8 protein-coding genes are annotated in these 23,720 nt (G+C 52.4%); 3 read left to right on the top strand and 5 right to left on the bottom strand.

What is annotated here, in order from left to right:
• Position 1 precedes the first annotated feature (1 nt).
• Complete coding sequence (locus tag LKK83_RS15550) at positions 2-3,796, bottom strand: ATP-dependent DNA helicase (protein ID WP_324632126.1); 3,795 nt, start codon at positions 3,794-3,796, stop codon at positions 2-4.
• A 116-nt stretch (positions 3,797-3,912) separates the two neighbouring features.
• On the bottom strand, positions 3,913-4,536 hold the full coding sequence (locus LKK83_RS15545; RefSeq protein WP_324632125.1) for a hypothetical protein: 624 nt from the start codon (positions 4,534-4,536) through the stop codon (positions 3,913-3,915).
• Between the two features lie 356 nt (positions 4,537-4,892).
• On the opposite strand from LKK83_RS15545, the gene LKK83_RS15540 reads away from it, so the two are divergent.
• Entirely contained in the window at positions 4,893-7,535 is a 2,643-nt protein-coding gene (locus LKK83_RS15540; RefSeq protein ID WP_324632123.1) for a PD-(D/E)XK nuclease family protein, read from the top strand.
• Between the two features lie 141 nt (positions 7,536-7,676).
• Complete coding sequence (locus tag LKK83_RS15535) at positions 7,677-10,901, top strand: UvrD-helicase domain-containing protein (RefSeq protein ID WP_324632122.1); 3,225 nt, start codon at positions 7,677-7,679, stop codon at positions 10,899-10,901.
• Positions 10,902-11,026: 125 nt separating this feature from the next.
• Here LKK83_RS15535 and LKK83_RS15530 read toward each other — a convergent pair whose 3' ends face one another.
• The 3 genes from LKK83_RS15530 to LKK83_RS15520 form a co-directional block, all read right to left on the bottom strand.
• Entirely contained in the window at positions 11,027-11,917 is an 891-nt protein-coding gene (locus LKK83_RS15530) for an alpha/beta hydrolase (protein ID WP_324632121.1), read from the bottom strand.
• 3 nt (positions 11,918-11,920) lie between these two features.
• Entirely contained in the window at positions 11,921-13,588 is a 1,668-nt protein-coding gene (locus LKK83_RS15525; protein ID WP_324632120.1) for a tetratricopeptide repeat protein, read from the bottom strand.
• 488 nt (positions 13,589-14,076) lie between these two features.
• Positions 14,077-15,840, bottom strand: a complete 1,764-nt coding sequence (locus LKK83_RS15520) for a hypothetical protein (protein ID WP_324632119.1) — start codon at positions 15,838-15,840, stop codon at positions 14,077-14,079.
• A 276-nt stretch (positions 15,841-16,116) separates the two neighbouring features.
• Between LKK83_RS15520 and LKK83_RS15515 the strand changes: the two genes are divergently transcribed.
• A complete protein-coding gene (locus LKK83_RS15515) occupies positions 16,117-23,544 on the top strand; it encodes a tetratricopeptide repeat protein (protein ID WP_324632118.1) in 7,428 nt (2,475 codons plus the stop codon).
• Positions 23,545-23,720 lie beyond the last annotated feature (176 nt).

Below are 23,720 nucleotides of genomic sequence, written 5' to 3'. Positions count from 1 at the left end.
TTTAGGGTGCGATCGCCGCTTGGATGGTGCGGTTGATTTCCGCCGCTGAAATCCCGCCATTTTCCTTGTCGCGGGTGACAATTAAGGTGCCGCGATCGCCGCCGCCTTCTTCATAGGGTAAAATATCATGGTGGCGATACCATTCGAGCTTATCATGCCAGCGGACTTGATACGCGGGGTCGTTGAAAACGCCGCAGTGTTCCCAATAATAGCTGATGCCGCTTTCGTCATCTTCCAGGGTAAAATCGGGGTATTTGGTACTGTTGCCAATAGTTAGAGGCTTTTCGTAAGTGTATTCTAACTGATGAGCCGCCAATCGATTGGCAATGGTGACTTCCGAATGAGACCTCACTGCTTCCCCGCGAATCGTGCGATGAATCAGGCGGTCTTCTAAAAACCGACTTTCCGTTTTTTCCACTTGGGTTTGACCCACTGCGGTGGTAAAAAACACCTCCACCGGATGGGGAATGTGAAACAAATTGGTCAGGCGACGGGCGGTATCGGAAAGGGCATCGGATGCATATCGTTTTAGGTCAGCGCGATCGCCTTGATGTAAAATCACCACCCGCTCTCGCTGGCGCGTCAGGGCGGTATAAAGCAGCTCTCGAGACAGCAACCGACAGGGATTAGGCAACACCAACAAGACCAAATCAAATTCGCTCCCTTGGGACTTATGAATTGTCAAGCAATAGGCCAATTCTAAGGTGTTATTGAACTCTTCATTAAAGTCGCCCTTGCTAAAATCATATTGAAACCCCGGTTGAGAGGCAAATTCGACTTTAAGCAACCAAGGCAATCCGCGCATTTTTCGGGTTTTAAACTGACCGATCGCGATGCCTATTTCCCCATTGGCAATATATCCGGTTGCGCCTTCTTTCGGATAAACTTTTTTGCCACTGCGCGAGTGATTGATGGCATTAATTACTTTATCTCCATAGACGATTTCTTCCGCGCCTAACGGTTGGGGAATCCGGCGATATTTCTGCCGCGCCAATTCCACTGCTTTGAATTTAAAGCGCTGGTGAATTAAGCGATTAATTTCCGAGACGCCATGAGATAAACCGCGCACGGGGGATAAGATTTGCCATGCTTCGGCTTGATTCGCCGCGCCTAAATTAAAATAGGTGTAATCGCCGCGCGGTTTGCCTCCTAAAGAGCGGTCGAATCCTTGGATATCTTGACTGCTTTCTAGGTGCAATTCTTCCACCAGCACTTCCAGCAAGCGGTCTTTAAATTCCTCTGGGGTTTGCCACTGAACCAAGCGCACGCGCTCGGATTTGCCGGATTTGACCACCGTATCGAAGATTTCATCTTCTCCCGGGGCTAAAGATTGCCCGCTAAACCAATTGGCTAATTGCAAATCTTCCGTTTCTAATCCACCTTGACGACGACTGATGGTTAATTCGGCATAACCCGGACCGACGCGGGGAAAAATAGTTTCTACATTATCGGGAGTGAGTTTGGCGATAATATCCACAAAGGGACGCCCGGGACCGATGGGGGGAAGTTGTCGCGGATCGCCGACTAAAATCAGGCGATGAACCCCTTTCAGGGCATCGAGCAAAGCGGCGAGCATTTCCTCGGTAAGCATGGAAGCTTCATCCACAATTACCGTGCGGGCGTAATGCCTTGCGGGTTTGTCGGATAAGTGATAGCGCTGAGTGCGAGTATCGTATCTGCCGCAGCGATAGAGGAATTGGGCTAAAGTATAAGCTTCTAAGTTAAAGCCTTTTGCTGCTTGTTCCATTCTCACTCGCGCTTTGCCCGTGGGGGCGAGTAACAACACGCCACCGGCTGCAATGTCTGGTTGCCCGCACAAGACGGATAACAGGGTGGTTTTGCCGGTGCCGGCAGGACCGATCGCCACGGATAAGCGCGATTCTGCCAATTCTTTCAGGGCGGCGGCTTTTTCTTGTCTGGCCCGTTCTTCGGCGGCATCGGTTACGGCGTCTTTGCCGACTCCTTCCGCACTTTCGAGGGTGGCATCGAGGCGCGATCGCCAATCGGCAGGAATCTGATGACGCTTGCCTTTAATCCGCTTATTGACTGCTCTGCGAATCGCATTTCCCATCTGCGAGAGACGATGGAGCTGATAGGCTTTTTTGCGGCGCGGATCCGATTCGCAACCAGCGGTTTCGATTTCCACGATATCGATGGCGGAGGCGAAACCTTCTTGCGCCACGCTCATCAAATCTCGGTTGACATCGCAACTCGGTTCCAAGTCCAGGTCGCGAATTTTTAAAATAACATCTTTTTCCGGCAATAAAGTATGTCCGGTATTGGCGGCTTGTTCTAGAATTTCTACGGTTAAAGAGCGAATTCGCCGTTTGTCCGTACCGCTATCTAAGGCAGAGGGTTCGGGCAGCGGATGGTTTTCGCGGATGCAGTCGTCGGGGAAAATGCCGCGATCGACTGTCCAAACGCTGACGGGATTGATGGTAGTTTGGGTGAGTTCGTAAACTAAATAGGGATTGTTCAGCAAGTCGGCATCTTGACAAAAAATACCATGTTGCTCGCGCACTTCTTGCACGTAAATCAAGCTGGCTTTATCTGGGGTAATTTCTAAACGACTGAGCAATTTTAGCAGCGATCGCCGTTCTGGCGGAAGCACCTGCCAGGTTCTTTGCAAGGTGCTGCCAATTTGCGAGGATAGTTCCGGCGGTAAGTGGGTTTTTGGGTCGCGAAAAACGCAATCTACTAGCGGCCAAGGGTCTTCATTTTCTGATAGTTTGGCGGCAATTTCTCGCGCTACAAAGGTGCCGAGTTCCACGCCAAAGGCACATAATGCCGCCCCCAATCCCGGACAAGGCCCGCGCATTTTCCACACTTGCGCCAGTTGCGTATCGATCCACTTCAGACAGCGCCCCCAAGGACCGGGAAGAAACAATTTGGCTTTGTTTAACGAGGCGGCACAAGCGAGCAAACTGGCGATCGCGCCATCATGGGTCACATGTTCCGTAGCGTAGGAAAATTCTCCCATGCGGTCATCCGGTGCAAATGCCGCAATTTCTGCCGGGTCAAAATCCGGGTTGATTTCGGCAAATTTCAGTGCTTCGTGATAGGGTAACAAAAACCCATCTTTAAAATCTGGACGAATCGAATGCTGCACCAATCTATCCCAAACCAATGAGCGAATTTTCCCCGGTTGGTGATAGTTATATTCGCTTAATGGCGCGATATGCAGCACTCGCCCCACGCCCACAATCACCCGGCGATAATCTTCTACAAATGGCACTTGTTTCGCATAGAAAAAACAAAGAGACTGTTGCGGTTTGATATGTCCGTAAAAGCAATTTAACACTGCAGAATGATTGCGATAATCTTGCACCCAACCCGTATTAAATGGCAAGGTGGGTTCCCACTCGATATTGGTATCAATACCGTAAATTCGACTGTATTCTTCTAAGTTTTCCCTGCGAAGCCATAAAAAGGGAATGGCTGGTGCGGAATAGGGAGGATGTCGCAGGGGAGTCGGGGCAAAATGACCGTGAGTTTTGGGGGAAGTTTCTACATAAGGATGTCGCACCTTTCTCGCATACTCAAATGGTGCCATAAAGGTACCCCGTTCGGCAATACAACAGGGCCATTGATGGGGTTCCAACTGTTCGAGAGATAACCCCGCCACCACATCTTCCGCCGCATCATTTCGATGCCGCGCAATATTATCTAATTTCAAACAAGACCCATTGAATTTCGGATTGTTACAAACCGTCCCATTCCATCCCGCATCATGCCAGGGAACCCGAATCGAAAGATGGCGCAGGGGATAAAAAGACCGTGAAGCAGCATTCATCATGTTAGGGTTTCTCTTGACTCGTTACCTGCTGTGGGCTGGGCGTTACCCACTAGAATTTATCTCTAATTTTAATACAATTTTTGGCGGTACATTTTCTAACAATTTGGAAGCACTCCCTAGTCATTTACTTTCCCCCACAGAGCCAAACCTCCGCCGCGTCCTCGGGCAGCGATCGCCTCTGGCGTCACCAGAAAATAAGCAAAAAATGCTTGATTTTTGACGGGTTTGCCATAAAACTGCGCTTCGCTTTGTTCGCCGCCGCGAATAAATCCATCGTACAATTTTATCCCAAAACATTTTACACTCATGCGGGTAAAATCGAAGGCGAGAATGTTTTTTACGGGGAGAAATTTGGCCGGCCCGGTTAAGGCAAACTGTAAGGAACCGAATTGAACGAAATTGTGCATTTGACCCGCGATAGCTTCCGTTTCGGCGGGGACTTCTGATGCCGTAGCGGGGGAATAAGAGAGTTGAATTTTTACCCAACGCGGCAAATAGCGACCAGAACCCATGACTATTCCTGCCCTCTGGCGCGTTTTTTTGGTTCCGGTAATGAAACACAAGCGCCAAGTGCCGATTAACTCTTTAAATTCATAGCGTTGTTTGCTTTTTTTGGCTGCTTTTTCGCACTCTAGCAGTGCCTCAACCACACTCGCGGGGGAGGGAGGTTCTGGCGAGGGCGTCAGAACAGTTTGGGCAGCGCGTTTTAACAGGGGTAAGCGTTCCACCAATTGCGTCACTAATTACTTCACCGATGCATCATGTTTTAGGATAGTCGATTGGGTGTCGAAACACAAGCATTTTGGCGATCGCCCCGGCAACCCTAAGCTTGGATGGGGTTGCTGGGCGCAGTTTGAGGGAAAATTGGCGGTCAAAAGTCGATTTTTTGGCTCCTCTATCGCGCTTGAGGAGGTTAATGGGCAGGGGCGTCTGAGAAGCGATGCCACGGTCTTCTATGCAAAATGGAAATTTTGTTATAAACTAGCTTCAGAAAGTTTAAGGCAATCTATGTCATACCCGATGGGGAATGGAAGAGATGGCTTTTATTGACTTTTGAGTGTATTTTTTGACCGGAGCTAAATGGCGATTTTATCCTATGACACGAGTGATATATTTGCAGATATTGCCCCATGCTTTGATGCAAAGCAAAATTGCAGAAGGGCAGCGTTTAACCATCACCTCGACGCCCGTAGGGGCAAGAGCATTAAAGGTGCCGCACAAAAGTTTGCCCAATCTCGCACAAGAGGGCCTGCGAGACCGAGGAGTGCGGGTGGCTAACCCGTTACAGGCACATCGCCAGTTACAACGGGCGGTGAGAGCGGCGATCGCTCCCTCGGATGTGGAGGGGACGGCCCGGGCGATCGCCCCGGCACTCCAGGCAATTTTGCGCGCTGGCACTGACTTGCACAAGCTCGAAACCGTTGGCGAATCGCGCATCCAGCAGCTCGCCCGGGTCGTTTTTATATATAAAAACGCTTTGGCGGAAAGCGGTTGTATCGATTCCTCGGAACTGTTGTGGCAAGCCAGTCGCCACCCGGGCACCGGTCAGCCATTGTCGATTTACGGGTATTTTAACCCGCGCCGAGATGAATTGGCATTTATCGATGCGATCGCCGCTGCCGGTAGTGAGATAGTACTCCCTTGTGCCGATGACCCCCTGTTTGCGGAGAACCAGGAGGCGGTGCAGTGGTTGCAGGGGCAAGGATGGCAGGTGGCGGAAGCGGTAACTGCGCCGCCAACTTTGGGCGATCGCCTGCAACATGCGTTTCTCTCTCGGGCCACCCCCGCTCACTGTATTGCCCATACCTACCCCAACCTAGAAGCGGAAGTGCGAGGCACCTTGGCGCGGGTGAAACAACTGCTCAGCCAAGGGGTTTCTGCCCGGGCGATCGCCCTCGCGGTCAGGGACGAAGTGAGCTACGGACCCACGGTGCTGGATGTGGCCTGGGAATACGAACTGCCGGTGCGAGCGCTTTATGCCACTCCGTTACATGATACCCGGTTGGGAGCTTGGGTGCAGCTTTTGCTACAAGCGATCGCGGAACAGTTTCCCTTCGAGGTGACGGCCAAACTATTGCGCCATCCGTTAGGTGCCAAACTCGACCGGGACACTTGGCCAAACGTGAGAGCTACCCATCCGGCAGGCTTGGCCGGATGGCAGCAGCATGGGATCGACCTGTCTCCCCTGAACTGGCCTGCTTCCGATACCCGGGAAAACTGGGTACAACGACTGCAACAGGCGTTTGATGAGTTTTTTGAACTGAGGCGTCGTGCGGGACGATGGGCGCGGGAAATCGTGGCTTACTATACTTTGCAAGAGCAACTGGTGCAATTAGCCAAACCGGAACGGGAGGCGATCGCCTTTGCCGACTTTGCCCGGGATATTCTCGATACCTTGGCCTTATTAACCGTGCCCGCACAACCGGGACGCGGTGGCGTGGAACTGCACTCGCCCCGGTCCTTGATGGGCGGCAATTACGAGTATGTGTTCGTCCTCGGCGCGGCAGAAGGGGTGTTACCCGCCCCAGTCCGCGACGACCCGATGCTCGACTTCCACGCGCGGCGATCGCTGATTCGCGCGGGTTTCCCCCTGGAAAGTGCCGCCGCAGCCGCCCGCCGGGAAGCGGCGATTTTTTATACTCTGCTGCATGCTCCCCGTCAGCAACTCACCCTGTCCTACCCGCAACTGCGCGGCAAAGACCCCACCCTCCCCAGTCCCTATCTCTCGCGCTTGGGTGTAGAACCGATTCCCGCACCCCCGCAACCGATTGCCAGTTGGGAAGAAGCGCGGCGCGCCAACCTGCGCGGCGAGGCTATGTGCGATGACCCGGTGTGGCCTCATGCAGTGCGCGCCTTACAAGTGGAGCGGCGACGGGAATCCGGCCACCCCCCGGACGAGTACGATGGGATGGTGCGATTGCCGATCGCCCCGGAAACTCACAGGTTTAGCGCCTCACAAATTGCCGCTTTGGGTCAATGTCCGTTCAAGTGGTTCGCCGATCGCCTTTTGCGCTTATCGGAATTATCTGAAGCGGAAGTAGAACTCAGCCCCAGTTTTAAAGGACGGCTGTATCATCGCAGTTTGGAACTAGCGGTGAAGGCAGCAATGTCAGCCGAAGATATTCGGCAAGCAACAAAAGACCAATTAGACGATGCGATCGCCAAAAGCGAGACCGAGTTAGAATTGCGTGCCGTGCGCGGATGGCAAGGTCAGCGATTGGAACACTTGCAAATTTTGCAGCGCGCGATCGCACAGCCTGATTTTTTGTCATACGGTGCTACAATTATCGCACTAGAACACAAGTTTGAAGTCGAATGGTTGGGCTTGAAAATTCGCGGCACCCTCGATCGCGTGGACGAACTGTCCGATGGCGTGGCTTTAATCGACTATAAAACCGGGTCTTCTACCACTTCAATGAAAGTAAAAGATGATAGCGATCGGCTCAGTTTAGACATTCAAATGCCCCTCTACCTGCAAGTAGCACAAAACGCTCTATTTCCAGATAAATCGGTAACGCGCGCCGAGTATTATTCTCTCACACAAGGGAAAAACCTGTCTAAAAAAATGCCCGATGCGGAAACGGTCAAATCCATCCTGCATCAGGTAAAATTGCATTTAGAAAAAGGACAGTATCCCGTGAATCCCGATATCAACCAGCAGGCTTGTCGCTACTGTTCCTTCGATTTAGTCTGCCGCAAAGGGGCGCGGTTAAGTCGGAAATATCGGCGATCGCCATAGGTGAAACCTACCCCAACGCGGGGAATGTAAATCGCACCTTGGCAAGTCAATCCGACGCAGAAAAATGATTGGGTTTCCAGGAATGAAGCCCATCCGAATATTATCCCTCAAACCGTCTCAAAACCAAAGGATAAATTGCCCATGACTTTAACTGAAAAACAACAGATAGCCGCTTATTTTCCCGGAAGCGTTGCCGTTACCGCTGGCGCGGGAACGGGTAAAACTTATATGCTGACAGAACGCTATCTTTATCACTTGCGCCAACAGGAACTCTCGCCATTGGAGGTAGTGGCGGTCACATTTACCGAGAAAGCAGCGGCGGAATTACGCTCGCGAATTCGCACCCTAGCTGCCCAAGAATTAAGCGATCGCTTTGACATTCTTGCCGAATTAGAAGCCGCCCAAATTGGAACCTTACACGCTCTGTGCGCTCGCATTTGTCGCGAACATCCCGAAGCTGCGGCAGTGCCAGCAGATTTTACCATATTAGATGAAATTGAGGGCATTTTATGGATGGAAGAACGGCTAGAATTGGCCTTAGAACGCTTACCAGAATGGATTTACCAGGCAATTCCTTATTCTAAACTGATGCGATCGCTGCAAGGGTTGTTACAAGACCCGCTAACCGCTCAACGCGCTTTAGCCAAAGGCAAAGAAGATTGGCTCCCATTAGTGGAGGAAAAAAGACAGCAAGCGCGAGAAGCGTTATTAAATGATGAAACGTTGCACGATTGTCAAGCGGTTTTAAACCACTATGTGGGCAAACCGGAAGATAAGTTAGAAAAGCAAGGACGACAAGTGGCGCTGAAGGCGATCGCCGATTTAGAAGCGGGACAAGACACGAGCGCCGCTTTGGAGAAGATTGCCAAAATTAAACTCACTGTTGGCAGTAAAAAGAACTGGGAAAGCGGAGCATTAGAAAAAGTCAAAGAGGCCATCAAACAGTTGCGAAGCGTCGTTAACGATAGCTTAAAAGCGGGTTTAATTAATTTACAAACTGGAGAGGCAGACGAACAGTTGTTAAAACAGTTGCCTGCATTGCGCGAAGCATTTACCCAGGTCAAGTCCGAGCTAGATGCAGAGAAAAGACGCGCCCGGGTTTTGGACTATGCGGATTTGGAAGTTCATGCCCTGGAAGCGTTGAAACATGCGGAAGTGCGCGAGTATTATCACTCCCGCTGGCAAGCGTTTTTAGTGGATGAATTCCAGGATACGAATCCGATTCAGGGAGAAGTTTTGCAAGCGCTGACGCAGAAGGCGACGCTAACGATTGTGGGGGATGTGAAGCAAGCAATTTATGGATTTCGGCGGGCGGATGTGGAGGTGTTTGAAACCTGGCGATCGCGAATTGTTGATGCAGGCGGTTGTGAAGTCATTCTCGATACCAGCTTTCGCACTCACGCCGGATTAATCAGTCAAATTAATACAGTGTTTGCGCCAGTTTTGGCAAGGTTGCATCAAGATTTAACCGCAGCGCGCCAAGATGTGCCGCATTGTGGACCTCATTTGCAAGTGTATGGGGTCAAGGCGGAGAAAGGGATTTTAAAACGCGATCGCCAGCGGGTAGAAGCGCGGCACATTGCCCGGGTATTAAAGGAAATGCTAGACTCGAAAATGACGGTTTGGGACAAACAAACCCGGGAGTTGCGCGCGATCGCCCCGGGAGATATAGCGATTTTGTCTCGCGCTTGGGCACCGTTAGAATTATACGGCGAAGCCCTCAGTAGTGTGGGAATTCCCGTGGCGTTAGCGGGGGGGGATAATTTGTTAGATACCCGCGAGGCAAAAGATGCCTTAGCGCTGTTGCGATTTTTGGCCGATCCGGCGGATGATTTGGCGTTAGTGGCGCTGTTGCGGAGTCCGTTTTTCGCCGTGAGCGATCGGGTGTTGTTTCAGTTAGCACAGACCTTGCCAAAGGATAAGATTTGGTGGCAACACTTAAAAACTGGAGACAACCGTGAGGTGAGAAATGCGGTAAAAGTGCTGCGACAGCTACTCGGTGCGAGAGCCAGCGAACCGCCCACTCGGCTCCTGCAACTGAGCGATCGCCTCACCGGATATAGTGGCGCGATCGCCAATTTACCCGGTGCAGAGCGCCGAATGGCTGACTGGCGCGGGTTCGAGGCACTGGTGCGGCAATTAGAACGGGGAGCGGGGGATGTATTCGGCGTGGTGCGCCGCCTGAAACAGTTAACCGACGGCGATCGGGTAAAAGTGCCGCGCTTGCCCTTAGAAGGCACGAATGCGGTGGCGTTGACCACCATTCATGGGGCAAAAGGGTTAGAATGGCCGGTGGTGGTGGTTCCGGACTTAACGCGCCAGCAGCGCAATACCACCGAAGCGGTATATTTCGATCCGGGATTTGGGGTGGCGCTCACTGGAGAAAATGACGCGGGAGAGGTGGTGAAACCCGCCCTTTACGTATGTTTGGAGCAGTGGCAACAAGAGCGAGAGGAGGCGGAGGCGGTGCGATTGCTATACGTGGCGCTCACGCGCGCTCGCGATCGCTTGCTGCTAACCGCAGTTGAGGAAAAGGGAAGCGGACTCGATCGCCTGTGCCCCGGTTTGGCAGCCGCCGAGATTCTCACGCAGCCGATTCCCTTCGATCCGGATGCGGCGCGATCGCCCGATCCGCCGGAACCGGCACCCTTCCCCCAACCGCCCGCAATGCTGCTCAACGCCGTGGGTTCGGGGATTTTTCACTTGCCCGTCACCGCCCTGAGCGAGTACGCGCGCTGTCCGAAACGGTTTGAATTTCGGTTTATACATGGGCATCCCGGCATCGGCGAAGGACTCCCTCTCGCACAACGGGTGGGAACCTTGGTTCACATTGCCTTAGAACGCGGCATTCGCGATGAGCAAGCCCTGAGTTCCTTTGACCCGGAATTGCCCCCGGAACAGTTAGCAGAGGCGATCGCCCTGGCGCAACGGTTCGATACTGTGGAGGACTTTGCCCCCTTTCACAAAACCATGACCCGCCGGGAACGGTCGATTTCCCTGGAGTTCCAAGGATTAACTCTCAATGGGGTGGTAGATTTGTGGGGTGAGAATTGGGTGTTAGACTTCAAAACCGATCGCGAAATGATACCGACCCACCATCGGTTTCAGCTTTGGGCTTATGCCAAAGCGACGGGAAGCGATCGCGCTTACATCGCCTATCTGCGTCACGATACTTTATACTCCTTCGACCGCAGCCAGTTGGCGGCGATAACGCCAGAAGCCGAAACCCTCGTGCAACACCTGTTAGCCGGCAATTACGCCGCACAACCCTCGGCGGAAAACTGTGCGTTCTGTCCCTATGCTGACATTTGTCCGGACAAATATCCGGAGGTTTCCACCGCACAAATACCACGGAAAACGGTTTGAAACGGGGCATTTATTTGGCCGGTTTTGGGTAGGCATAGCCTTGATGTGGGCGTTCCCAGTATGTGCTGGAAACGAGTTAAAAAGCGACTGTTAAAAAGGCGATAAATCGCCTTTTTAACAGGTTTTTAAGCTACCCGATCGGATTTGAAATAAAATGCTTTGAAGACGAAAGGGAGACGCCGAGACCAAGCGTCTTCTGTATGCTCCCCGTTTTCGTCTTCCCACACAAATAAATCGCGGTTGAGAACGTAGTTAAACTTTTTTTGCAACAGTTCTGCCATTTCCCGTCCCCGTTTCGTCGCATGACGTTCGATAAACCAGTTATGGAATCCATTGTGGCGCAACAGTCCCCAGTCTAACCAAATTTTGGGTCGGTTTTGTCGATTTTGCAATGTAGGTGCAGTTATCTGGATTAACTTGGATTTAGACAGGGGAAAAAACATACCCACTCCGGTATCCAGACCTACCCAAAAAGAGGGAGAAAGGGCGGCTGCATTCCCAAAGCGATCGCAATGGCGACAGGCAATATAAAAGGCAGCTAGTCCCCCATGAGAAGACCCTAAAATGGTGGTGCGTTCTCGATGGGGTAACGTTCGATAATTGCGATCGACAAAGGGTTTGACGAAGTGGCTGACATAATTGCCATAGGCTTCCACTCCGCTCGGGCGATGGAATACAGGCGCGTGAGTATATTCTACATCCCGGTTCAAGGGATGAATTGCCACCAGGATAAGGGGGCAAATTTCATTGTGTCGATAAAGACCCTCTAACACCTCCGCCATCCACCAGGATTTATTCGCCAATCCACCGCGAAAAAACGCCGTATTTCCATCATTCACATACACCACCGGATATCGCTGGGTCTGGGTTTCGTAGTCTCGGGGGAGAAAAATATGCACCTTCCTCGGTGCAGTTTCTCCGAGTTGTAAGCTGTCGTAGGTATGAAAAAATCCGGAGGTATGTCCTTCATCGTGAAACCATGCTTGTTGGTTATCTTTGTAAAAATGAGTGGCCATAATTTAATGTGTTTTTGCTTTATTAATTGCACAATTGACTAAGGGAATATAGTGGTTTTTCAGGTTAAAGAGATGGCGCGATACAAACTCTTGATAGCTCGGATCGTTGATGGCGTTGGTATCGATAGTTTCTAGCCGTTGCAAGCCGCGATCGTACAGTTCTAAGGCTTGGCGGTAGTTTCCCGCTTCGGTGTATTGTTGGGCGATCGCCTGAATTGCGCCTAGAGTTGCCCGCACTTGCACTTCTTCTAAATCGATGCCTTCGGGCAATTGCACATTGTCGCGCTGTAGCATGTATTCTTCGGCAATGTGAGTTAATACCTCCACTTTTTTCGGCGAGTCGGAATTGATAGTTTTTGCCAGGGCGATCGCCGGGTCGTATTCTCCCAATTGAGCGTAGCGCAAACTGATTGCCCCCAGGGCGTCGGCGCGATTCAAATACTCATCTTCAAACTGATTTGCTGCTGCTACTAATTCAGGGAGTCGATCGCTGGGAGAATTTGCGGCAATTTGGGCGATCGCGGCAGCTTTTAAAGTTTCATCAGCGACAGTTTGTGCGAGTTGCAACCCCCGGTCAAATTCCCCGATTTGGGAATATCCACCGGCGAGAGTTGGCAAAGCGCTTTCGCCGCCATTTTGGGCGAGAGAGAGGAGGCGATCGAGGTTGTCGCGGGTGGTGGCATTTTGGGCGATCGCTGTTAATGCTTCTCCTTTCTCATACTCCCCTGCAATCCCACTGGCAATTTGCAAAGCGCGATCGAATTCTCCGGCGGCGGCATATCTTTCGGCAAGGGTGGCCAATACCTGAGATTTATCTTCATCGGTAAGCTCATTTGTGCCTTGCAAAATCGCGTTTAATCGCTCCACTTTTGCCGCTTTGGCAATTTCATTCAAGGCTTGGATTTTGTTATAATTATCTGCAAGGCCATTGGCCAGAGTTAACAGGTCGTTCAGTTGGCGATCGCTTGCCGATTGAGCAATTTCGCCTAACGCTTGAGATTGGTAGGTTTCATCCTCAATGGTTTGGGTTAATTCAATGGCGCGATCGCCTTCCCCTGCGGCGGCATATTCCCCGGCAATTTCGGCAAGAGCGCTGGTTTGGATAAAGTCGGGAAAATTCTTCGCCAAAGCAATCGCTTCCGAGAAAAGTTCTGCCGCTTTTTCCCGATTCCCAGAGCGGGCGTATTCCCGCGCTACTACTGCCATTATTTCGGTCACAAATCGGGCATTTTGTTCCAGACCTTCTTCTCGGTAGTTCACCGCTTCCGTGAGTTGCAAGGCTTGCTGGTAGTCACCCGCCATTGCTAAATTTTCTGCTAATGTTACCAAGGTTTGGTAGGGAATTAAATCGTGGTCCATCTGCGCGATCGCCGCCACCGCTTCTTCTACCTTTCCCGCTTTTCCATACGCCAGGGCCACCTCGGCTAAATATCCAGAGGTGGCTTCTGCCATTAAAATTATCGGGCCGGGAGAGGGAGAAGGAGGCCCGACGCGAAGGTAACAATCCAGGGGAATGCCGCGCCAGTTTAAGGAAGGTTCATTCTCTTTGAATTCTGGCGATCGGGCGAGATTTTGACCGAAACTAGGTGGGATAAATTGACCCAGGGCGCTGGAATTTGCCACAGTCATTACCAACACCAGAATCGCCGTATAACCCCATTGTTTTGTCATAGCTATAAACTCCTTAACCTCAAAAAAATAGAGTAGAATGCAGATATTTTATGTCACCCTTTGACTGTCCGGTATTTGTTCGGCTGAAAATTGGCGTCATATCCTGTCCGCAGTGATAGATGTAACAAAAATTAGTCCGCGTAGGCGTACAACGAGCAGAGTCGAGTTGCGGCATTGAGAAAGCCAAGGCGGTATTTCAATTGCTTGCTTGAATTCGCCATCCATCGGAAATGATATCAAACAGGTTACTATCGATTATTTTATCTTAGCATATTTTTAAAGCAGCGTCCCAACTATTTAGCCTTTCGATTGTGGGGAAACAGTCCCAGGGGGTTGGTCGGCGAGGGAGGAGGGTGTAAAATTGATATATTATGGAGATAAATAAGAGAAAAAATGATATTGGCTTGGGAAAATTATCAATAAAAATAGCCCGCTTAGGCGGGCTTGGTTTGAATTTAACCCCACCTGGGGGTGCGGGCATTTTTTCCTTATAAAATTACCCCAGGTGGATCGGGTTCGATGCCGGGGATTTCTCCGCCGATGTTGGCAGATTTAAAATCAAACATAGTTGCGCCATATTGCATCAAAATCCGCAACAATTCGATTTCTGCGCGCCGGGGAAGCATGGTTTTCCAGGCTTTTAACGCCTCGAGAATTGCCCCGCCGGTATTAGAGTAAGCCTCGCGGCGATAAATGGCAACTTCTTCGTTATCGCCGCGCCAATTTTTCGGCACGTATCCTAACGGAATCAGCAGGGAAGATTCCACTTCTTCCAGGAGGGATACCATTCGGTGGAAGCGCTGGGTGTGAAAATTCTTCGGGCTTTTTTCCAATTCCCGTTTAATCTGTGCATCGCTTAGCACATCTTCTTTGAGTCGGCGGATAGCGGAAAACAGGGCTTGACTGGAATCTTTGACGCAGGAGGTGGAGGGAGTGACCACGGAAGCGCCATTACCCGGACCGGTGCGGTATCGCGCCGCCATCAGGGCGAGTTCTTGTTGGATGGGTTGTAGGGGGTCGAAGGAGCGATCGCCGAAGTAATAGGGCATTGTGAGTTCGGGAATGCGAATCGTCACGTCGGAGACGGGCAAGGTGTACATCCACCCACGTGCGAGACTGCCCATATAAGCGTGCCAGCGCTGCGCCCCAGCAATCACACCTTCGCGGTTGTGCCCGTACACTTGGCGGTAAACTAAATCGAAGCGCAATTCGCCGTTAAATTCATCTTTGACAACGCGCGCAAACCCGAACGAAAAATGTCCTGGAACCAATCCAAAGATAGCCGGGTCGCCTTTTTCGCCGCCGCGCCAACCAAAGGTATGAACCACTAACGCCACATCATTTTTATACCACAGTTCCCGGGTGCGCTTTTCCATTATTTCGGGCGATCGCCCAAAGGGAAGCATCAGCGGACCGTTGTTATCGATCAGGATGCGTTCCACCCGGTGCAAGGGGATGTGCTGCCATTTAGCACTCACAAAATAATGGCGAGTTTCTTCCCGCCCGCTGAGCATTTTGGTGGGAGACAGTTGGAGGGCTTCCACCGGTTCGAGGGCTTGCACGTTAAATGTATCGTTCGCGCCGCGTTCCCCGTAAACGTACCAGCCAGAGGCATTTAACGGCGAGTTTTCGATGTTAGCGATCGAACTTTGTTCTACTTGGTGTCCCGGATGAAGAGTTCCCGCATCGGGAAAGGCGAGAATTTCGCTCGGCCCGTCAAATTTTCCCGTGCGGGGATGATAGTGTTGCGCGAGATAGTGCTTGTCTCCCGTCGGTTCGACAAACTGCACCAGGGCTTTTTGCACGCCGACAATTTGGATCGGTTCGTCGCCAATGTTTAACGCCCAGGAGTCTCCGTTTGGTTCCACACTTAACACATCCAGTTCTACCTGTACGTCGTCGGCGAGGCGGGCACCGGCGAGGGATTCTAACGGACTCACATTAGACCAGCCATCTAAGCGCGTCGGGTGCAGGTTGTGATTCGCCATGCTCTCACGAGTCATGCGATCGAACTGGATATCGGTGAGGGCGCGCTGGAGCCAGATTTGGTGCATGGAGGCGAGGTGCCATCGAACCCACAAGGTTTTGCCTTTCAGGTGGCGGTAGGCGGTGGGGGTATTTTCCACTTCCACGAATACGCCGCCGTCTCCCCGTCTTTCAGTGGGAGCGGGTAAAATTAAACGTCCGCTCCAATTGGCGATCGCGCGGTAGAATTGACCACTGGTGGTGTCGCTCATGTTAATTTCAGCCATTAGAGAATATTCTGTTAAGATTTACTGGGCTGTGTCCGGAATTCGGGAAAAAAAGCTTGAAGTTGCGCCAGTTTCGCAAGCGTCATTTGTGCGTGAGAAGCCTTCATTTGTGAGACTTAATTGTGAGAAGCTGAGATATAATATCGGCGATCGCGCGGTGGAGGTGGTGCCGATGGAGGTCAGGGGGCAGGGGAGGCGGATGAGGAGGGAGTTGGAAAATTTTGGGTAAATCTTGGTAAACTAATTCCCTAGGTTCTCTCGTGACACTTTTCGGAAATGGTTGCACAAAAACGTCCAAAATTCACCGCTGCCGATCGCCTGCTTCCCTTGCTGGAAAAAGCCCGCCAGCAGTATGAAAGCGCATCCTTAGAGGAGGCAGAAAAGACCTGTGGGGAAATCTTGCAACAGCAACGGGAGAATTTAGAGGCGCTGTACTGGTTGGCGTCGATTGCGGCAAGTCGGGGAAACCACGAGCAGGCGATCGCGCGGTATGAAGAGGCGGTGCAGTTTCACCCGCACCTGCCGGAACTTCACTATAATTTTGCCAACACCCTAAAGCAAGCGGGGCAAATCGAGCGCGCGATCGCCCACTACCGCGAAGCCATTGCCAAAAAGCCCGAGTATGCCAACGCCCACTATAACCTAGCGAACCTGCTGCAAGAGCGCAAAGACTACGCCCAGGCGATCGCCCACTACCGGGAGGCCCTGGGGCAAATGCCCCGGGATGTAGAAATTCACACCAACTTGGGAAATGCCCTAAAAGACAGCGGCAATCTCGACGAAGCGATCGCCCACTACCGGAAAGCGATCGCCCTGACCCCAGAAGACCCCAACACTTACTATAACTTGGCAATTGCCCTGCACGATCGCGGCGACTTGCGGGAAGCGATCGCCGCCTACGACAACGCCATCGCCCTAGATCCCGAATCGGTGTCCTCCCACTGGAATCGCGCCCTCTCCCTGTTGCTCTCCGGCGACTATGTGCGCGGGTTTGCGGAATACGAGTGGCGCTGGCACCTGCGCGATCGCCAACCCCGCCCCTTCTCACAACCCCAGTGGGACGGATCCGACTTGGCAGGGCGGAGAATTGTGCTACATGCGGAACAGGGATTGGGAGACACCCTGCAATTCATCCGCTATGTTCCCTTGGTGGCACAAAGAGGCGGGCGGGTGATACTGGAATGTCACCCGCCCTTGGTCTCCCTGTTACAACATCTCCCGGGCATCGAGGGCGCGATCGCCCGCCATTCCCCCTTGCCCGAGTTTGACCTTCATGCCCCCTTGATGAGCTTGCCGCACATTTTCGGCACCACGCTGGAGACAATTCCGGCAACCGTTCCTTATATTCCCCTCACCCACCGGGCATCCCTGCCCCCCGCGCCCCTCGCACATCCGCGAAAAATCGGCATTGTGTGGGCTGCCAATTCCCAAAATCCCACTGCTGGCAAACGCTCCTGTCCCCTAGGGGCATTTTTGCAACTGCTAGAGATTTCCGGCATTACTCTTTATGTGCTACAAAAAGAAATTCCAGTTGCAGACAAAACGTTAATCAAAAAAGCCAGAAAACGCTACGGCGAAGAGCGGATAAAGGATTTAAGCGGCCAGCTTCATACCTTTCGGGATACGGCTGCATTGATAAACGAACTGGAGTTAGTCATCAGTGTAGACACGGCTGTGGCGCACTTAGGCGGGGGGATGGGCTTGTCGGTATGGGTAGTGCTGCCCTTTGCCCCAGATTGGCGCTGGATGCTGCACCGAGAGGACAGCCCGTGGTATCCGACCCTACGGCTGTTTCGCCAAAGCCGACCTGGGGATTGGCAAAGTGCGATGGAACGGATTAAAATAGCCTTAGCCAATGGGCAAGAGCGAACTGTCACTCAAGAAACGCGAAAACCCGAGAAAACACAAGCACTTATGGCGTCAAACATCGAGAGACAAACGAACCCGGAAGCAGCGATCGCCGCTGAAATCGAGCGAGCGATCGAACATCATCGGGCGGGGCGGTTAGCCGAGGCAATGCAAGGGTATCGGCGGATTTTGCAGCAACAGCCGCATCATCCGATGGTGCTGAATAACTTGGGCATGGCGCTGAAGGAACGCGGGGAATTCGAGGAAGCGATCGCCTGCTACGAAACCGCGATCGCGGCTTACCCAGAAGAACGGGCGGCGCTGCATTATAACTTAGCCAATGCCCTATGGGAAGCGGGTCGCCAGTCAGCGGCAATCCCCCACTATCACGAAGTTATCGCCCGGGAACCGGAACATCTGAATGCGTATAATAACTTGGGAATGCTGCTGCAAGAATGCGATCGCCCGGAAGAAGCGATCGCCTATTTAACCCAGGCGATAAATCTCAACCCCAATTTTGCCAAAGCCTACAATAACCTCGGCTTAGCGCAGCAAGCACTGGGAGACCTGGAAGCCGCGATCGCCAGCTACCGAACCGCCTTGCGCCTGTACCCCGAGTATCCGGAAGCGCACAACAACCTCGGAGTTGCCTTGCTGCTTGCCGGCTTCCTCACACCCGGATTTATCGAATACGAATGGCGCTGGCGCGTGAGTGTCGGTCCCGACATGCCGGACATTCCCGCGCCCCTGTGGGATGGCTCTAACCTGCAAGGCAAAACGATTTTGCTGCACAGCGAACAAGGATTTGGCGATATCATTCAATTTATCCGCTATGCCCCCTTAGTCGCCCAATACGCCCGCCGCGTGGTGGTTCGCGTCCCCAAACCCCTGGAACGATTTTGCCAAACTTTGCAAGGTATCGATAAAGTGAGCGCCTCTCTCAGTCAGTTGGGGCACTTTGATGTTTGGGCCCCGCTGATGAGTTTGCCCCGCCTGCTGGGGACTACCCTAGAGAGCATTCCCGCCGACATTCCCTATCTCGCGCCACCCACTCAGAATACCGATTCCCTCCCCGCCCCAAGCGACACCTCTCACTTAAAAGTAGGCATCGTCTGGTCCGGGAATCCCAAGCATCCGAACGATCGCACGCGATCGGTGCCCTTTTCCTATGTCTTTAGCCTGCTAGAAATTCCCGGCATTCAATTTTACAGCCTGCAAAAAGGGCAAGACGAATTGAGCCATTATCCCCAGGCATTAAACAGCGGAAAAATTGTGGATTGCGCGCCGCAGTTTAATGATTTTGCCGATACGGCGGCAGCGATCGCCCAATTAGATTTAGTCATTAGTCCAGATACCTCAGTCGCCCATGTGGCAGGGGCATTAGGCAAACCGATTTGGCTGCTGCTTGCCTTTGCCCCAGATTGGCGCTGGATGCGCGATCGCGAAGATTCCCCCTGGTATCCCACCCTGCGAATTTTCCGCCAAACCCAGCGCGGCGACTGGCCCGGCGTATTCCAGCGCATTTCTGCCGCCTTAAAACGCCGCCTTAGCGAACCAAAAAGATTGCCCGTTTCTATCCCTCAATTGCCGATGAATTTCGCTCCTCCAATCCAACAGCAACTCCATCAAGCTAGCGCCGAGTATGCCGCCGAAAATTACGCCGAAACCGAACAGCTTTGCCGCGAAATCGTGCAGCAAGAACCCCTGGCCGATCGCGCATGGCAACTGTTAGGAAATATCGCCCATCAGCAAGGCAAATTAGACACCGCCGTGGTGTACTACAAACAGGCGATCGCCGCCATTTCCCAGTCCGGAAAGGCCAGCGAAGAGCAAATTTCCGCCTATATCAACCTCGGGGCGGCATTGCGAAGCCTGGGCAAACCCGACGAAGCGATCGCCTATTTGCAGCAAGCGATCGCCCTGATTCCCCACTGCATTCCGGCGCATTATAACTTAGGAAATGCCTTGTATGATGAAGGCAAAATTGACGAAGCGATCGCCAGCTACAAAAAAGTTATTGCCCTCGACCCCACCCACGTGCAAAGCCATTATAATTTAGGAAATGCCCTAGAAGACAAAGGAGAAACCGCCGCCGCCATTGCCAGTATGCAGCGGGCGCTAGAACTGAACCCGAATTACCTGTTATGTCGCAACAATTTGGGCAATATTCTGTCAAAAATTGGCAGATTTGACGAGGCTTTAGCGCAGTTCGATCGCGCCATAGCCTTGGATCCGACCTATATAGAAGCGCGAGTGAATCGCGGCAATTTGTTACACGATCAATGCCGCATTGAGGAGGCGATCGCCAGTTACCAAGATGCCCTAGCAGAAAACCCGGAATTTCCCGACGCCCACCTCAATCTTGCGTTAGGGTTACTATTAGCGGGAGACTTGCGCGCCGGGTTTGCCGAATACGAATGGCGCTGGCGGATTCCGAGTCTGTCGCCCCTGCCGGTGAAGGCCCCGATTTGGGATGGGTCGGATTTGCAGGGCAAAACGATTTTACTCCATGCGGAACAAGGATTTGGGGATACCCTACAATTTATCCGCTACGCGCCATTTGTGGCTCAACTTGCGGGGCGAGTTATCCTTCGTATTCCGAAGCAATTAATCCGCTTATTGGAAAATGCAGCGGGCATTGATGAAGTGATGGATGTGGATGCACCTTTGCCCGAATTTGATACCTGGGCACCGTTAATGAGTTTGCCGCATATTTTCGGCACTACATTGGAAACCATTCCCGCCGATATTCCGTATTTGCAAGCGCCAAATCAATCATTTCCCGAGAGTTTGAAGAGCGATCGCTTTAAAGTAGGTCTCGTCTGGGCCGGTTCTCCAGAACATACCAACGATGCCAAGCGTTCTTGTGCGGTGGAATACTTCAAACCCCTGTTAGGAATTCCCGGCATTCGGTTCTACAGTTTGCAAAAAGGCGATCGCCAACTCAGCCAACATAGCGAACCCTTGAAGATTTGCGATTTAGCGCCAAATTTGCATGATTTTGCCGATACGGCTGCCGCAATCGCCCAGTTGGATTTAGTCATCACTGTAGACACATCCGTAGCGCACCTTGCCGCCGCAATGGGCAAGCCAGTTTGGGTATTGCTTGCCTTTTCTCCCGATTGGCGCTGGTTGCTCGACCGCGAAGACAATCCCTGGTATCCCACCGTGCGGGTATTCCGCCAAAGCCAACCGGGGAATTGGGCAGAATTATTCCGCCGCGTCGGCACAGCACTGCAGGAAAACGTGGCAGAATTTGTGGCAAATCGCCATAAAGCTCTCGAGTCAGAAATGGCTACTCTGCGGCAAACTATTGCCCAGCAACCGCACTGCGCCGCCGCCTATTATAACTTGGGCAATTTGTTGAAAAAGCAGGGAAAAATAGAGGAGGCGATCGCTCACTATCGACAGGCGATCGCCCGACAGCCAAACTATACCAATGCCTGTTATAATTTAGCCAATACCCTGCTCGAATGCAATAAAATCGAACCAGCGATCGGGCAATACGAACGAGTGCTGGCGCTGAATCCCCAGGATGCGGATAGCCATACCAATCTCGGATTTGCATTGCTAGCGATCGGGGATTATGCGCGCGGATTTGCCGAATATGAATGGCGCAGAAAACGTAAAGATAATGACTCCCAACGCTTTGACGTTCCCCTGTGGGACGGATCGGAACTATCCGGGCGCGGGATTTTGCTGCATTGCGAACTGGGGTTTGGCGACAGCATTCAATTTATTCGCTACGTTCCCTTAGTCGCCCAACGCGGGGGACGAGTGATAGTACAATGTCCGCCTGAATTAGTGCGGTTGTTTGAAACCGTGGCGGGTATCGATCGCGCGATTCCCACCGGGGAACCGTTACCGCCGTTTGAGTTTCATGCGCCTCTGATGAGCTTACCGCGCATTTTCCGCACCACCTTAACCAGCATTCCCGCTGAAGTTCCCTACCTATCCGCCCCCCCGCCCCGCCCCGCCCTGGATTTAACGGCGATTCGGGAGGATACTCACTACAAAATCGGCATCGTCTGGGCCGGAAGTCCCCGGTATGGCAATCAGCGCGATCGCGCCTGCGGGTTAGAACAGTTTCTCACGCTCACCAATCTTCCCAACCTGTCGCTCTACAGTTTGCAAAAAGGAGAGCGCGTGGGAGAACTCACCGAATTAGAAGCGCGCCAGCAGATTCGCGTGATGCGGGACAATCTGCGCTTGAAAGTGCCCAGCTTCGAGGATTTTGCCCGGTTAGCCGCCCCCCGGGATCCGGCGAATCCCGCCTCTCGTCGCCCTTCTCCCCTCGTGCGAGATTGCGCGCCTCAAATCGAAGATTTTGCCGATACGGCGGCCATTATCGGCGAATTGGATTTAGTCATCACCGTGGATACATCGGTGGCACATCTGGCGGGGGCGCTGGGCAAGCCGGTGTGGGTGCTGTTGCCCTTTGCGCCCGACTGGCGGTGGATGCGCGATCGCGAAGATTCCCCCTGGTATCCCACCATGCGTTTATTCCGCCAACCTCAGCCCGGAGATTGGCAAGACCCGTTCGATCGCGTAGTGCGCGCATTATCTGCACAGCGCCCGTTTTCACCGCCTTCCCCGCCCCCAACGCTTACTCCCACTTCACCCCCTTCTCCCATGACCTCCCAACCCCTGCAACCCGCCAAATCCGCCCCCAAACCGATTCGGATTGGCATTTCTTGGCCCTTGAATCAAATGACCGGCTGGGGCATTTTCGGCACCAATCTCGCTTTGCAATTGCAGCACAATGGCCGATTTCAGCCCATGTTACTCATGCCCCCCGATGTGTCTGGGTTAGTCAATCCCCTGCAGCGATCGCGCTTGCAACCGGTTCTGGCGCGCTATCACACCCTGCAACAGCGACTCGCCCAACAACCGGGCAAACCCATTTGGTGCGATTTTCCCGTGTTGCACGCTTTGGGGAATAACTTCGTCAGCGTCGCGACCCAACAACAAATTGGCGGCAAACACAATATTGGCGTTATCTTTTTTGAAGATACGAATATCCCCGCCGAAAAACGCGCCAAAGCGTTAGAATACGAGCTGATTATTGCGGGTTCTAATTGGAATGCTGAGGTGTTAAAAGCCAATGACATCCCACGAGTGCGGGCCATTCCCCAAGGCATCGACCCGACAATTTTTCATCCCGCACCGAAATCCAATTTATTCGGCGATCGCTTTGTGATTTTTAGCGGCGGCAAACTGGAATATCGCAAGGGGCAAGATATTGTTGTCGCCGCGTTTAAAGCCTTTCAATCCCGCCACCCAGAGGCTTTATTAATTCCCGCATGGCACAATTTTTGGCCGCAATTTATGCTGGGCATGGACCGCACCGGTAATGTGGTGGGATTGCCACAAATGGGTCGCGATCGCCAGTTGAAAATCGGCGAATGGTTAATCGCCAATGGATTGAATGCTGACTCGTTTATCGAGTTAGGTGCAATTCCCAATTATCTCGTGGGTCAAATCCTCCGAGAAGCGGATGTGGCCCTATTTACCAACCGCTGCGAAGGCGGAACGAATTTGGTGGCAATGGAAAGTATGGCTTGTGGAATTCCGACAATTTTATCGGCGAATACCGGGCATTTAGATTTAATAGGCGATGAGCGCTGCTATCCATTGCGATCGCAAACCTCCGTGCAACCCACCCGCCATTTTTCCGGCGTAGATGGATGGGGCGAATCTCAGATTGAGGAAGTGGTGGAAACTCTGGAATTTATCTACCAAAATCGCCCCGATGCGGAAAAACGCGGCAAAACCGCCGCCGATTTTATGCAAAATTGGACGTGGGAAAAACAAGTGCATCGCATCATGGATGCGATCGGCGAACTGATTTCCTAATTTCTGTTTAAGGCGGTTCGTTCTCCGGTAAAATTGTGGGGGAGACGGGGACTAAAAGTCCCCGCCTCATAGCTGAAGTCGTCTAAAGACGACTGATATTATATCCCACGGAATAATGCTCAAAAAATACTCCGCGCAGGCGGACTTTGCTCGCCTAGGCGCGATTTTAATCGCCC

It is taken from the genome of Phormidium sp. CCY1219 (genome assembly GCF_035615515.1).
Taxonomy (GTDB): domain Bacteria; phylum Cyanobacteriota; class Cyanobacteriia; order Cyanobacteriales; family Laspinemataceae; genus CCY1219.
The sequence above is the reverse complement of the archived record's forward strand: the minus strand, read 5'-3'. Positions and strand labels throughout refer to the sequence as shown.